The sequence below is a fragment of the Paraburkholderia sp. genome (assembly GCF_050742655.1).
In the GTDB taxonomy this organism is placed as follows: domain Bacteria; phylum Pseudomonadota; class Gammaproteobacteria; order Burkholderiales; family Burkholderiaceae; genus Paraburkholderia.
The window spans coordinates 447,977-461,832 of sequence record NZ_JBOIGG010000003.1 but is presented as its reverse complement, the minus strand read 5'-3'; the positions used below and the strand labels follow the sequence as shown (position 1 = coordinate 461,832).

General features: G+C 59.0%; 13 protein-coding genes. 6 read left to right on the top strand and 7 right to left on the bottom strand.

The window, feature by feature from the left end; translation table 11 throughout:
• Window positions 1-236: 236 nt before the first annotated feature.
• Window positions 237-905: a GntR family transcriptional regulator gene (locus ACREXZ_RS07205; RefSeq protein ID WP_431763344.1), complete on the bottom strand. Its 669-nt coding sequence runs from the start codon at window positions 903-905 to the stop codon at window positions 237-239.
• Window positions 906-1,857: 952 nt separating this feature from the next.
• Between ACREXZ_RS07205 and ACREXZ_RS07200 the strand changes: the two genes are divergently transcribed.
• From ACREXZ_RS07200 to ACREXZ_RS07185, 4 genes are all read left to right on the top strand, one after another.
• On the top strand, window positions 1,858-2,802 hold the full coding sequence (locus ACREXZ_RS07200; protein ID WP_431763343.1) for a SphA family protein: 945 nt from the start codon (window positions 1,858-1,860) through the stop codon (window positions 2,800-2,802).
• Between the two features lie 168 nt (window positions 2,803-2,970).
• Window positions 2,971-4,551: an FAD-dependent monooxygenase gene (locus tag ACREXZ_RS07195; protein WP_431763342.1), complete on the top strand. Its 1,581-nt coding sequence runs from the start codon at window positions 2,971-2,973 to the stop codon at window positions 4,549-4,551.
• 2 nt (window positions 4,552-4,553) lie between these two features.
• Window positions 4,554-4,949: a VOC family protein gene (locus tag ACREXZ_RS07190; RefSeq protein WP_431763341.1), complete on the top strand. Its 396-nt coding sequence runs from the start codon at window positions 4,554-4,556 to the stop codon at window positions 4,947-4,949.
• A 12-nt stretch (window positions 4,950-4,961) separates the two neighbouring features.
• Window positions 4,962-5,525, top strand: a complete 564-nt coding sequence (locus tag ACREXZ_RS07185; protein ID WP_431763340.1) for a cysteine hydrolase family protein — start codon at window positions 4,962-4,964, stop codon at window positions 5,523-5,525.
• Window positions 5,526-5,596: 71 nt separating this feature from the next.
• On the opposite strand, the gene ACREXZ_RS07180 is transcribed toward ACREXZ_RS07185, so the two are convergent.
• Window positions 5,597-6,235, bottom strand: a complete 639-nt coding sequence (locus tag ACREXZ_RS07180) for a TetR/AcrR family transcriptional regulator (protein ID WP_431763339.1) — start codon at window positions 6,233-6,235, stop codon at window positions 5,597-5,599.
• Window positions 6,236-6,297: 62 nt separating this feature from the next.
• Here ACREXZ_RS07180 and ACREXZ_RS07175 point away from each other — a divergent pair, with 62 nt between their 5' ends.
• Window positions 6,298-7,896: an FAD-dependent monooxygenase gene (locus ACREXZ_RS07175; RefSeq protein ID WP_431763338.1), complete on the top strand. Its 1,599-nt coding sequence runs from the start codon at window positions 6,298-6,300 to the stop codon at window positions 7,894-7,896.
• A gap of 69 nt (window positions 7,897-7,965) precedes the next feature.
• Window positions 7,966-8,844 carry an alpha/beta fold hydrolase gene (locus ACREXZ_RS07170; RefSeq protein WP_431763337.1) on the top strand — a complete coding sequence of 293 codons (879 nt, stop codon included), beginning with the start codon at window positions 7,966-7,968 and terminating at the stop codon, window positions 8,842-8,844.
• Window positions 8,845-8,906: 62 nt separating this feature from the next.
• Here ACREXZ_RS07170 and ACREXZ_RS07165 read toward each other — a convergent pair whose 3' ends face one another.
• The 5 genes from ACREXZ_RS07165 to ACREXZ_RS07145 all read right to left on the bottom strand — a co-directional run bounded on the left by ACREXZ_RS07165 (window position 8,907) and on the right by ACREXZ_RS07145 (window position 13,794).
• Entirely contained in the window at window positions 8,907-9,575 is a 669-nt protein-coding gene (locus tag ACREXZ_RS07165; RefSeq protein ID WP_431763336.1) for a GntR family transcriptional regulator, read from the bottom strand.
• A 263-nt stretch (window positions 9,576-9,838) separates the two neighbouring features.
• Complete coding sequence (locus ACREXZ_RS07160; RefSeq protein WP_431763335.1) at window positions 9,839-10,993, bottom strand: amidohydrolase family protein; 1,155 nt, start codon at window positions 10,991-10,993, stop codon at window positions 9,839-9,841.
• A gap of 126 nt (window positions 10,994-11,119) precedes the next feature.
• Window positions 11,120-11,632 (bottom strand): flavin reductase family protein, encoded by a 513-nt coding sequence (locus ACREXZ_RS07155; protein WP_431763334.1) that lies wholly within the window; start codon window positions 11,630-11,632, stop codon window positions 11,120-11,122.
• A gap of 78 nt (window positions 11,633-11,710) precedes the next feature.
• Window positions 11,711-12,580 carry an isocitrate lyase/PEP mutase family protein gene (locus ACREXZ_RS07150; protein WP_431763333.1) on the bottom strand — a complete coding sequence of 290 codons (870 nt, stop codon included), beginning with the start codon at window positions 12,578-12,580 and terminating at the stop codon, window positions 11,711-11,713.
• 110 nt (window positions 12,581-12,690) lie between these two features.
• Window positions 12,691-13,794, bottom strand: a complete 1,104-nt coding sequence (locus ACREXZ_RS07145) for a porin (RefSeq protein WP_431763332.1) — start codon at window positions 13,792-13,794, stop codon at window positions 12,691-12,693.
• Between the last annotated feature and the right edge of the window lie 62 nt (window positions 13,795-13,856).

Genomic DNA, 13,856 nt, shown 5'->3' with positions numbered 1-13,856 from the left:
GTTCGACATCCAGAGAGATCCTGTCCGTGATCGAAGATCGTGGACTCGATCCCTGATGTCCACGGCTGCATCACATCATGCCGTGCGCTCGTGCGCGATAGGGAACGGCCGGCGCGAGCCGCTTACCGCCGCTCGACAACAGTCAGCCGTTGATGCGCGCGTCAGCAGACGCTCCGGAAAGAGCCGCCATTGCGATAACGCATCCTATCGTGCCCGCTGCAATTGAGGAAAACACGCTACGATTTTTGCGCGCGTTGAGCAAGGAGGTACGCCGTACGCTGAATATGAGAGCGCATTAATAGTTCAGCTAATCCGGTATCGCCGCGCAGGATGGCATCCGTAATCCTTCGGTGGTCATCGTTGGAGCGGCGCACGCTACCGTGACTCATCAACCCTCCTGCCTGAGCCCGAAAGAATGTCGTGTATAGATGGTCGAGAATGGCCGGAAGCCTGCTGTTCCCGCCTATTTCAAGCAGCAGGCTGTGATAGTCGGCATTCGCGCGAAAATAAGCGTCCGGGTCTTCTGCGTCATCTTCCGCTGTATCAAGACGCTTCTGTGCGAGCCTCAGCCTCTCAGCATAATCGGCCACGCTGATGCGGGAAGCCGCCTTACGTGCCGCAAGTCCTTCGACAACTTCACGGATCTCGAGCAGATCCCTGATTTCATCGTTCGTCAGCGCCCGAACCGATGCCCCCTTATAAAGGTTGACCTCGAGAAGGCCTTCAGCAGCAAGTCGTGATACCGCTTCGCGGATCGAACCTCGGCTTACGCCCAGATTCCTTCGCAATTCTGCTTCGATGATCCTGCTGCCTACCGCGAATTGACCGCTGCGAACACCTTCACGAATGTGCGACATGACAAATTCAACAGTCGAAACGTCGACACCCTGTTGCTCTGATGACATGGTTTTCGAGGTCCCCGAACGTGAAATAAACGCGTGATTTTAGCGCGGAAGCGGCGCTACAACCCATTTCGTCCGACGATCTGCCAGATGCCCACGTGGCTCGCATCGGCGAGCACCAGATCGCCCTTCAACCGTGCCTTCCGCAGCATTCAATCTCGGTATTGATCTCGCGAAGGGACGGAGGATTGATGCGGGCCTTGGGTTGCGTTGTTTTATGTGATGCCAACGGGGGGCGCTACCTCTAGTGAAGACGGGCATCTACCTGGATGTCATGGAACAACGCCGGTTGGAGTTTATCAGCGTAGGACGATGTTATGAGATATGTCGGACGATTTCAAGGGGCAATTCACCTGCTGTTAGTCCGAGCTAGCATGGCTTGGGAGCCCACCTTCTTTGCCTGTGAAAGCCGAATGTGTACGATAGGACAGGGATGTGCCGAAAAATGATCGAAGGTGGTTGAGCTAATTTGTGCTCAATTGATCGCTTGAGCATGCCGTTTACCCGCATTAACTGTCCGACGAAAAACTGTATAGTTGTCTGGCGATCTGCGTAGCGCTGATATGACGAGTGGATCATCACATGGGTGGAGACCTAGGCAAATTGACTGGAGCATTTCCTGCCACTGGCATCGGAACCGAGCATTCGTCAGGCTCTGGGCGATCGCTGTGCGTGGTCTTGCTGGCCAACTTGGGTAATCGAAAGTAGCGGGAGGCCAATTCAGGTTTGCCGGCGGCATTTCGACATCGAATTTTCGATACGTTAGATGGGTTCATCCGTGGGTTTGATATTTCGACTCAGACAGGCGCTTCTGCTGCGTAAATGCCTGTCCTAAAAATCGAAATTCGCAGAGCTGGCTCGATGGAATATATGAAACCCGCCGTGCAGGGGAGAGTGGGGGTTATTTTTGTTTTAAATTGCTCGACTAAAACTAGATAGCTTAAAGGAGACAGAGTTGAAAATTTCTTTTCGCCGCGTTGCCGCTTGCGCATTCGTAGCCGCCATTCAGAGTTCTGCAGGTTATGCAGCAGAGGGGCCCACTTTTGGTGGCCCCGTCGGTGGCACGGATATCCGCAACGCCTATCTTCCCAGTGCGACTGGATTTTACTTTGGCCTGGTTACCGGGTACGGGCATAGCTCACAACTTTACGGAGGGGGTGGACACCCGGTGAACAATGTCAATGTATCCACGAGTAACAATATTTTCGCGGGTGGCATCCTTTATGTTTATCCATTTAAACTGCTCGGCGGCACGGTGGCCAGTTCTTTGCAGACGGCCTATTATTCAGGAAGACTTACACTCGGCCCGACGACGAATAATGTCCGTGGCTTTGGAGATTTGTACTCGGATTTGTTCTCATGGAGCAGATATTTTGGAAATGCAGCAAATGGGCTTCCAGTCGGTCTGACGGCGAAGGTTGCCTATTCGATGATATTTCCAACTGGCGCATACAATAAGCGCGATCTTACTTCGCCCGGCCACAATACGATTTATTACATTCCAAATTTTGCTCTTACGTATCTAACTGGTCCCAATATATTTGGGGATGGTACAGAATTTAGTGCGCACATTTTTATGGATATTGCTGGAACTAATAATGCCACGCACTACCATAACGGTCCTGTTTTCGATGTTGACTGGGCGATCAGTGAAAGGCTTGCTCGGTGGCAATTTGGTGTTACCGGCTTTTACGCTAACGAGATGGCGGACGATGAGATCAATGGCGTGAGGGTCCCCGGAGGAAAACGTTTTGCCGCGATGTCAATGGGCCCGGTTGTCGGCTTCGATATCCCTGAAATCAAAGGCTCTGTAAAGCTGAAAGTCTTGATACCTGTCTATGCCCGGAATTCGGTTGCAAATACTCTGGTGTATTTAGGTTTTACCAAGGCTTTTAAATAACCGAGTCTGATAAGACTGCAGGAGGCGATTTACCGGATTTTTGCAGGACTGGTTATTCACGATTTCCTGAATAGCGGTCCTGCTCCCGCACCATTGATCTCTAACGTTGTTAGATGTATCTTGATCGATGTACGGTTTCCACGGTATCCATCCATGAGGGGACACAAAATGGAGTCCATCCAGACCGAAGTGCTTGTAGTTGGCAGCGGTCCAACTGGAGCGATGTTGGCTTGGGACCTGGCATTGCTGGGTGTCGACGTGACGATCATCGATCGGCTCCAGAGCATCCCGGAATACTCCCGAGAGGTGGGCATCCCGGTCCGCTCCATCGAGATCCTTGAGCAACGGGGCCTTTATGACGCGGTCGCCGAGCGGTCGACCAATCTGCTCAACGACGCGCATTTCGGGCAATTGCCGGTATCGCTGCCATATGCGGGGTGGCAGGCCCGGCGGCCCTACGCCCTCGGAATTGCCCACCTCGCGCTGGTGGAGGTGATAACGGCCAATCTGGCCGAGCGCTTCGATATCACTATTCGACGCGGTTTGACGCTCATCTCGCTGTCGCAGGATGCGGATGGCGTGACCGCAGTTGTCGATGGCCCGGACGGCGAACTTTCTATCCGCGCATGCTACGTCGTCGGTTGCGATGGCGGCCAGAGCGCCGTTCGTCAGCTGGCAGGCATTGATTTTCCGGGGACGGACGGCACCATCGACGCCATCAGCGCGCAAGTGCGTGTCGGTCGGAGGGCGGATTGGGTAGCCGACGAATGGCAATCCGTGCACCAACTGTTCCACCAGAACAAAAGCACCGAACGCTTTGCAGTCCTCATCCCGCAGCCTGGCGGTCACCATCGGCTCGGGGCAGTTGACTTTGTGAATGGCCCACGGAGTCTGGACGTCCCGGTTACGCTGGAAGAGATCAATGACCTCGTGAGCAAGAGTTTCAACAACGAGATCGAGGTCGACGAACTGCTCTGGGCCGGCCGGTTCAATGATGCAACCCGGCAGGCATCCGAATACCGGTCGGGACGGGTGCTCCTCGCCGGCGACGCCGCCCACATCGCCTTTGCGGCCAACGGGCAGGGCATGAACCTTGGTCTGCTGGACGCCACGAACCTCGGCTGGAAACTTGCGGCGCACCTGCAGGGTCACGCCCCGACCGGACTGCTCGATAGCTACTTCACCGAGCAACAACCGGTCGCCGCTCGCGCGCTCGACAACGTGCAGGCACAAGTTCATTTGATGTTCCCCGATCCGGCCAAAGAGCCGATCCGGCACGTCGTAACCGATATGCTGGCGATCCCGGCGGTTACACGCTACATGGCGGGTGAGGTATCGGGGCTCGCCATCCGTTACCCGATGGCGGGCGCCGAACATCCGTTGCTCGGCGCCCGGATGCCCGATATCGAGCTGCAGGTGGCCGGCAAGCCACGTTGGCTGAGTTCGCTCCTGCATGAAGGTCGCGCGGCGCTGGTCACCGTCGACCGACGTCACGCGATCATGGCAGAAGCGTGGCTACCGCGCGTCACCGCAACGGTGGTTCCCGAACTTCCAGGCGTAGCGGCCGACGCGGTACTCGTCCGCCCGGACGGCTACGTCTGCTGGCTCACCGCAGCGGGTACTTCGACAGCAGTGGCTGAGGCCGGTTTGCTGTCGGCGCTGGAACAGTGGTTCGGTTCTGCGAATAGGACAAAGTCCGATCTTGTCGATGCCTCGACTCGTAGCGACGCGAGCGCTGGGAGGGAGTGACCGTGACCCAGCCGCGTTTGTCTGGGCTGCATCACGTAAGCCTGCCAGTACAAGATCTGAATGATGCGATCGCCTGGTTTCAGTCCGCATTCGGCGCGACACATCTGACTGAACTCGACCATCTCGACCGCTGCGGTGACCGCTTCGGTGCCGTTGTGCGGGTTCCCGGCGTGGCACCGGTGATCCTTCTGCGTCACTCGGTCGATATCCCCGCTATGAGCGACCTGGCATTCGAGGTGGCTGACCGGGCCGAACTGGAGCGGTGGCTGGCCCATTTCGATGTACTCGGTATCGCGCACTCGGATGTGTTAGTCGGGCGCGGGACCGTAATGACCACACCGGTGCCGGGCGGTCCCGCCCTGGTGCTCTATGCCGACAACCCAACCGACCACTCCTGAAAGGACGAACCCATGGCCAGCAGTGCTCTGCTCACACTGGATGTGCAGCGAAAGACCGTCACCGCCTTTGGTGAAAACAACGAGTATCTCGAACGTGTGCGCCGGGCGGTGCATGCAGCCCGCGGCGCGGGAATGCCGGTCATCCACGTTGTCGCCCGGTTCCGGGCCGGTCATCCCGAGGACAGCCCGCACAACAAGATGCTCGGTATCCTCCGGATGAGGGGCGGAATCGGACTCACGCCGGACGATGAGGGTGCCGACGTCCACCCCGGACTCGATCCTCAATCCTCCGACCTGCTCGTGAAACGGGCGCGCCTCGGTGGATTCCGCGGCACCGATCTCGAACTGCTCCTTCGCGCGGGCGGAATCGAGCGCATCGTCGTCGCCGGTATCGCCACCAGTGGCGCCGTGCTCTCGACCGTCAGAGAGGCCGCGGACCTCGACTTCGAGATCACAGTCCTCTCCGACGGCTGTCTGGATATTTACGAAGAGACGCACCGGGTGCTGACGGAAAAGGTCTTCCCGATTCAAGCGGACGTCGTCACGGTGGGCGACTGGATTGCCTCGATTGCATGACCTCTGTGCGGGCGCCGCGAGTTGGCTGGTCAGGTCGAATGGCCCGGATTTCTTCCGCGTGGCGGCCAGAGTCAGTCCGCAGAGGTAGGCCCGCCGAGCATCAGCGTGAGTCCAAGCTCGAAGTGCTCCGCTGCGGTGGTGCCAAGGAGGATGGGCAGCGCCTGGGCTACCAGCGGGAAGCGCTTCGGATTAACCGCCGTCAAGAACTCGTCCATTCGGCCGGATTCAGTATGGTCACGCAGATCGGCAATGCCTTGGGCCTCGATGCAGAACCCGACGATGAAACTCCGCAACAACGCGGTGCGTTGCGCGGCTTCGGCGGCCGAGAGTCCGGTGTCACGCCAGGCGTCCAACACCGCCTCGATGACCTCGAACCCAACTGGGTCCACCGAGTGAACTCCAGCGAACACCCGGGCGCCGTCGCGGTGGCTCAACATCGTGTCACGCAGCGCCCGGGCCCAGCGACGGATGCATTCCCGGCCGGGTGCGCGCCGGTCTGCTGCGGTCATCAGGGCCGCGGCATCTGTGTTCATGATGGAAGCCATCGCCCGAAACAACTGCTCCTTGGACGCCACGTGCCAGTAGAGAGTGGCAGCCTGCACGTCAAGTTGGGCCGCGAGCGCCCTCATGGTGAGACCGTCGACACCTTTCTCGCCCAGCAATCGCAGCGCGGTCCGTGCGATCACCTCGGGATTCAACTTTTCTGCCATCGCGCCTCGCCTCCAAACCCCAACACCATAAGTGCAACCTCTAACAAAGATGGAGATATCGAATGGATCATCCCATGACACAGCCACGCCGAGACGCTAAACCGGTGATTATCGCTGGTGCGGGTCCGACCGGGCTCATGCTCGCCTACGAACTGCGACGTGGCGGCGTTGACGTGTTACTGGTGGATCGGCGGGCAGATCGGAAAATTGACGGTTCCCGCGCTGCGGGCATGCAGCCGCGCACCGTGGAAATTCTCGACCAGCGCGGGGTGGCCGAACATTTTTTAACCGAGGGGTCCCCGAGTCGCCTCACCAACTTTGGTGGCATCCCGCTCGACTACTCACGGATGCCGAGCCGCTTCCCGGCTATCAACATTCTGCAGGCGAGAACCGAGGAGATCCTCGACCAACTCGTGACCGAAGCTGGCGCGCCGGTCCGCTGGGCGACGGAAGTCACCGACGTCAGCCAGGATGCAAGCGGCGTCGAAGTAACAGTTAGCGGACCAAATGGCAAAGCAACACTCACCGGAAGCTACCTTGTCGCCTGCGATGGCGGTCGCAGCACGATTCGCAAGCTCCTCGGTGTCGGGTTCCCGGGTGTGGACGCGTCGATGGTGAATCTGCTTGCCGACGTCGAACTCGATGATCCACCCAGGCGACCGGTACGACTCGAACGGCACGAGGCCGGACTCGTTACCGTGCTCCAGCTCCAGCGCGGCTGGTTCCGGCTCGTCCTGACCGTGCGGGAGCGGCTCGCCGAACCGGGCAGTCCGCTAACGTTCGAGGAACTTCGGACCACGGTGAACAAGATTGCGGGTACCGACTTCGGGATGCACGGTCCGCGGTGGCTCTCGTCGTTCACCGACGCGAATCGGCAGGCGGACCAGTATCGCGTCGGTCGGGTCTTCCTAGCCGGTGACGCAGCACACATCCACCTGCCCGCCAGTGGCCAGGGCATGAGTATGGGCATGCAGGACGCCTTCAATCTCGGCTGGAAACTCGCCGCTGTCATCCGCGGAGAGGCTCCCGAAACCCTGCTCGATTCTTACCATGCCGAGCGTCACACCAGCGATGGTGAGATTCTGAAGCTGGTACGCGCGCAATCCCTGCTCTGCGACCCCGGAGATCGGGTGGTCGAGCTGGTCGACGTGATGACTGATCTGGTCAGTTTGCCCGAGGTAAACGATCGGCTGAGTGCGATGCTGTCCGGTCTCGGGATCCGCTATCACCTGCCGGGCGCTCACCCGCTGATCGGGTATCGGGTGCCCGATGCCGACATCATGACCGATACCGGGCTGCGCCGCGTCCACGAGCTGCTGCGCAGCGCCAGATTCGTACTGCTCGACCTGGCTGGCACGACCTCCACCCGGTCCAATGCGACCACGGTTCCCTTCGGTCTGCCGCCGGTCGACCTTGGGGCAAACATTACGGAGTGGGCCGGCCGGGTAGACACCGTTCGCGGCAATGCCATGACGCGCGAATGGCGGATTCCCGGGCGGGCCGCGATCGTCGCGCCGGCTGCGGTGCTCATCCGTCCGGACGGTCATGTCGCCTGGGCGTGTGACGGACCGGCGGATGTTTCGGCGCTACGCCTTGCGCTCACGCAATGGTGCGGCCCGATCTCGCTTGCTGCTCCGCTCAGCGGACCGCGCGAACCCTAGGAGCCTGTCGGACTTCCCCGTGATCTGAAAGTCTGAAGGCTGCGAGCATACCGATACAGGAACCCCATCATGAGCGCTAACCCACTCAGCGAACCACTCCAGCAGACTCAAGCGATAACATCTATCGACGCCGCTTGGGGGCTGGCCACTGGCGCCACCGCAAGGTTGAACCACGTTGATACAGGCAAGGGCGAACCTGCCATTGTTTTCATTCACGGTTTCAGCTGCAGCCTCTCGGACTGGGATGTCCAGGTGCGCACACTGTCGAAATCGGTTCGCTGCATCGCAGTCGATCTGCCTGGCCACGGCAAGTCACCCAGGTCCGGGGAGCCGACCATCGAGGCCATGGCCACTTCGGTCGTCAACACGCTCAAGGCCGCAGATGTGCATCAAGCGGTGCTGGTAGGCAGCAGCATGGGCTGCCGCGTGCAATCCGAGGTATACCGACAGGCACCCGAACTCGTTAGTGGTCAAGTCTATGTGGACGGTAGCATTTTCCTGGGCGACTCCACGGCAATTGTCACGCAAATGGAGGAGCGCATTGCTCGTTTCGGATTCGACCAGATGCTTGATGGGTTGTATAAAGATTTCTTCGTCGAGTCATCCTCGCTTGCGGTGCGCGAGTATGTTTATGCGCGGCGAAGCTCCGTTGACCCGGCTTTCCATTCGCGGCTGTTCACTGACATCCTGGTATGGGACGCCATGCACTCAGTTGAGGCGCTACGTAGCCTCAAGGTACCGGTGCTGGCGATCCAGTCCACGACTGTGGATGCGAATCTGAAACGCGTTCCAATCGCACCCGGCGTGGAGACGCCCTGGATGAAGGCCATTCGCGAGAACGTTCCGGGCGCCCGCATCGTCCTGATCGAAGGGGTCGGCCACTTTACGATGTTGGAGGCACCCGAGCGCGTCAACGAACTCATTTCTGGTTTTTCGAATGGTCGGTGATACGCGAGGCGTGTGGAAGCACTGCACCAGACCGGTCCACGCCTTGATCCAGCCAGACAACGCTACCTATCTTGGGGGCGCTGCGCCAGGCTGTATGCCGTACGTTGAAGATGAGAGCGCATCAACATTTCAGCCAAACCCGTGTCGCCGCGCAGGATGGCATCCGTAATCCGCCGGTGATCATCGTTGGACCGGCGCACGCTGGCGTGACTCATCAGCCTGCCGGCCTGAGCCCGAAAGAATGTTGTATAGAGGTGATGGAGTATGGCCGGAAGCCGGGTGTTCCCACCGATTTCGAGCAACAGGCTGTGGTAGTCAGTGTTAGCCTGGAAATACGCGTCCGGGTCATCCGCATTATCTTCCGCTGCGTCGAGACGTTTCTGCGCGAGCCTCAGCCTCTCGGCGTAGTCGGTCATGTCGATGCGGGAAGCAGCTTTGCGCGCCGCCAGACCTTCAACGACCTCACGGATTTCGAGGAGGTCCCCGATTTCTTTGGGTGACAGCGCTCGAACGGAAGCGCCCTTGTGGAGGTTGGCCTCCAGAAGGCCCTCAGCCACCAGGCGCGATACCGCTTCGCGGATCGAACCTCGGCTTACGCCTAGATTCCTTCGCAATTCCGCTTCGATGATTCGGTTGCCCACCGCGAATTTGCCGCTGCGAATCTCTTCACGAATGTGCGACATGACAAATTCGACGATCGAAACATCAGCACCCTGTTGCTCTATTGCCATGGTTTTGGCGTTTTCCGAGCGCGAGATAACGCCTCCATTCTAGCGCGGGAACGACTCAACGAAGACCTTTCCCCCGACGTTCTGGAACGCATGGTCATTGCTTCGACCGTGCGCTCCAGGGGGCCGCGGATTTGCTTGCTCCTGGACCTGGCAGGTGTGGCTAGTGGTTGTGCGAATGCGCGCGGGCTGTGTTTCTTCAGGCGCACACCTGCATAGTGAGCGCTTTCCGCGAGGAACACACCACTTCCTCCATTGCCTGCGTTTCAGACTGGCAAACCGTACAGACCAGCTGCGTTGCGGAAAGCAACCTTGTCACGATCATCCGCGCTGAGGTGGCCGAAGAGCTTCTCGATGTAAGTCTGTGAGTCCGGCCAGATACCATCCGGGTGTGGGAAATCCGAAGCCCAAAGGATGTTGTCGAGGCCGACGAACTCAAGCACTGGCAGAGCGGATTCCTCAGTCTGAAAAGACGCGAAGCACTGCCGGTGCCAGTATTCCGAAGGCCGTAACGACAGCTTAAGCGTATGCCTGAATTCTTCGTCCCATGACCAGTTCATGCGATCGAGAATATAGGGGATCCAGCCTATGCCCGATTCGGCGAACACGATCTTCACCTTCGGAAAGCGGTCGAGGACGCCGCCCATCACCAGTCCCGTTAGCACGCGCGCCGCACGGAAGAACTGGCCGCAAGCGAACGCCGCTCCCCGTGCGCCTTCCTTCGTCATCGGGTCCCATGTGTCCCATTGAGCTGGAAACTCCGGGCCGAAGGTATGAAAGTGCACTGGCATGCCGGCTTCGCTCGCGAAGGCCCAGAACAGATCCCAGTCCGGATGGTAATAAGGTTTTGCGACAGGCGAGGCGGCTGCCATGTCGAGGCCTCGAAGACCGCCGATCTTGACGGTGCGATGGGCTTCTTCGAGCGCCATCTCGGGCGTATGACAGGGAATATTGGCGAGGCCGAGCAGGCGATCTGGGTAGTGAGAACAAAATGAGCGGAGCCAGTCGTTGTAGATACGAAGCATTTCAACCGATGCTTCCTCGTCCTTGAGCCGGTCCGACATTCCCAGAATACCGTAAAGAATCTCCCCATCCACACCATCGCGCTGCTGATCCTTGACGCGCAGGTGGGGTTCAGATATCCGGCGGACCCCACGCATGCCATCTGCGAACAGACCTTCTGCAGCCATCCTGTCGGCACGTGCCTGCTTGCCAGGTTCATATGGACGGCCGGATGCACCGAGTCCACAGGCGAAGCCGAGATGAAGTCCATTGCGTGTCGTCCAGCGTGGCCCTTTCGGGGTGTCCTCGACATAGGGCATGCGATCGCGAAAGTGCGACGATGCGTTTGCGACGAAGAGATCCGGTGGCAACCACCCCAGATCGATGTGCGAATCTCCCGAGATGCAACGTTGTCTCATGCTGGCTCCTGTATAGAGGTTAAGTTGTATGAACTGAAGTCGTGTCGGCAGGCTGGACGTTTTGCCTTCCCGCCTGTGCGAAAAGCGTCGATGCGCGAACAACTCGACACCTTGCGTCACTCGTGATCAGAGCGGCTCGCCTAGTGCGTGATATCGACCGTGGTGAAAGATAAGCGGACGCTTTGCCTGATAGCGATAGTCCTCGACCCGACCGATGATCAGAACGTGATCGCCGTAGATCTGCCGCGAAACAGTCCGACATTCGAATATGGCTGCACAGCCCTGGATGCGAGGTACCGCGCCGGGGCCGAAGCGCCAGGTTACCCCGTCGAAGCGATCGTCGCCGGGCCGTGCGAAACGGCGCGAAAGCTCAAGCTGTTGCTCCGACAGGATATTGATCGTGAAATGTGAGGCTGACTGAAACGCCTCGACACAACTGCTGTTCGTGCGCAAAGACCAGAGTACAAGAGGTGGCTCGAGCGACAGCACGTTGAACGAATTGGCCGTCAAGCCGACCGGGGCGCCCGTGCCAGACACGGTGGACACTACGGTGACACCGGTCGAAAAGGCGCTAAGCGCCTGCCGTAGCGGTACCTGGTGCGATGCTTCTGGCGTGATTACCGGTGCAATGTCTGTCATGATTGAACTCGTGTCAAAGTGGGTACGACCTTGTCGAGGTCGCGTGCCGTGTCAAACCGCAAGTGCGTTCCACTACACTCACTCGCTATAGCGCCGCTCGATGTCGTTCAATGCGGGAAGGCCGACTATCTCATTCAATTCGGAAAACGAAACTTGTGGCGGGTAGGCCGATTCCTCGTCGGCCTTGTGAGCGGTCAGGTGCGTCCGGATGGCGGAAGCTACGCTGTAAAGAAGCGAGGGGTCGATGACGATACGAAAGCCGATCTCACGCAATATCTGCCGGTCTAGATAGCGCATATAGGTTTCGCTGCCACGCGAGTTGTTACCCAGTGTCGGGACATCCATGGCGCTGACGAATGCCTTCATTTCGTCGACGTCCTGTAGCGCCTCCATGAACACGATATCGGCGCCGACTGCCTGAAACTCGCGGCAACGCTGCATTGCCTCGTCAAAGCCCAGCAACCGGCGAGAGTCGGTGCGGGCCAGAATCACGATGTCGTCGCCCGACTCTTCGCGTGCGTCCGCGGCGGCGCGAATTTTTGCCACTGCTTCCGGGCGTGAAATCACGGCTTTGGCGCCAATATGGCCGCAGCGCTTGGGCATCACCTGGTCTTCGATCAGCAGCCCTGCGGCCCCGGCCTTGCCGAGTTCCAGGACCGTGCGTCGCACGTTCATCGCATTGCCATAACCCGTGTCGGCATCGACGATAACGGGGAAACCTGGCAACCGGGTCGTCACGTCTCGAACCTGTGAGGTCATTTCGGTCAAGGTCAGATAGCCCGTATCGGGCAAGCCGAGGCGGGTAGCAGACACCTGATATCCGCTCAGGAACGTGAGCGGATAACCGGCATCGCGAATCATCCGCGCTGACATCGCGTCGTAGCAGGCTGGCACGAAATGGGTCGTGGGCTCCGCCAATCGTTGCCTCAAGACTTTTGCTGCACTCATGGCTAAATTCCTCAAGCTGTGTCGATCGGTCGACTGATGTGGTAGTTGAATCGCCGCTGATCGGTCAGGCGACGGTAGGTGCTTTGCTTGTTCATAAAGGCCGTGGAGCGCTAGAAGAGATGCATTACTCCCACGCGAATCGTCGACTGCATGCTGGAGGTCGACGTTGCCAGTCCCAGGATGTCGGCGTAGGCGCCGCTGTACGCATGCATGTTGATCATGCTTAGATACACGTCGGTTGCTTTCGAGAAGCGATAGTCGACCGTCGCGGCCGCGAGACCATATTTCATTCCCTGGAAGGTCTCGTACTCGTAACCAGCGGAAAAAGAGAGCCAGGGAGTGGGGCTGTACTGGCCCGTCATTTCATACGTCATGAAGTTGCCCGAGTTGCCGCCGACCTGGATGTTGGTGCCTGTCACCATTCCGTATAGCCCGAACTTCTGCCAGCGATAGTTGGCCCCGACCGCCACTGTCTGCGTACGATCGACATTGACGTTAGCCGCGACGATTGCGCCTGTCTTCGGATTGACTGTGCCGATGCTGCGACCAAACAGCGTCGTGGTGCCGAAATAGGCTGCAAGCGGCATGACCTGTTCGTAGACCGCCGTATAAACGGCGCCTGCGGTGAAATTTCCCCGTTGGTAGCGCGCTCCGAAGCTCACTGTCCGCCCCGTCGCGCCGGGCGTGTTCAGATCTCCGAACGCGTACATCGCGCCCAGTGTCAAACCGTGATAATCCGGGGTGACGTACTTGACTGCGCTATCCGAGCGCCCGCCGGAAATGCGATCGATATCGCCGATATGAAATGCGTATGCGGTGTTGAACAACGCCGACGAACCGACGACGCCGACGTAGTCGACGACGAAGTCGTATTGGCGGCCGAGCGTGATCGTGCCGTACGGACTGGTCATGCCGACATAAGCCTGGCGGCCAAATTCCCGTCCGCCTTGAGCGAGCGTACCGTTTTCGACGCCAAAGCCGCTTTCCAGCCTGAAAATCGCGGCGATGCCACCCCCGAGGGCCTCCTGCCCGACGACGCCCCAGCGGTTGCCGCGCATGATTGTTGACTGCTCGAGAACCTGGTGGCTGCCGCCCGCGTTGGTGACATATGTCACGCCGTTGTCCAGCAGGCCATAGAGCGTAACGCTCGATTGAGCCCAGGCTGCCGTCGAACCGCAAGACAGCACCGCGAAAAAGAGCAGTTTTCTGGTCATCAGTTCTGGTCTCCTTAATTATTTTTATGTCTCGCGAGAGTGGCTGGGTGTGAGGGAATCCG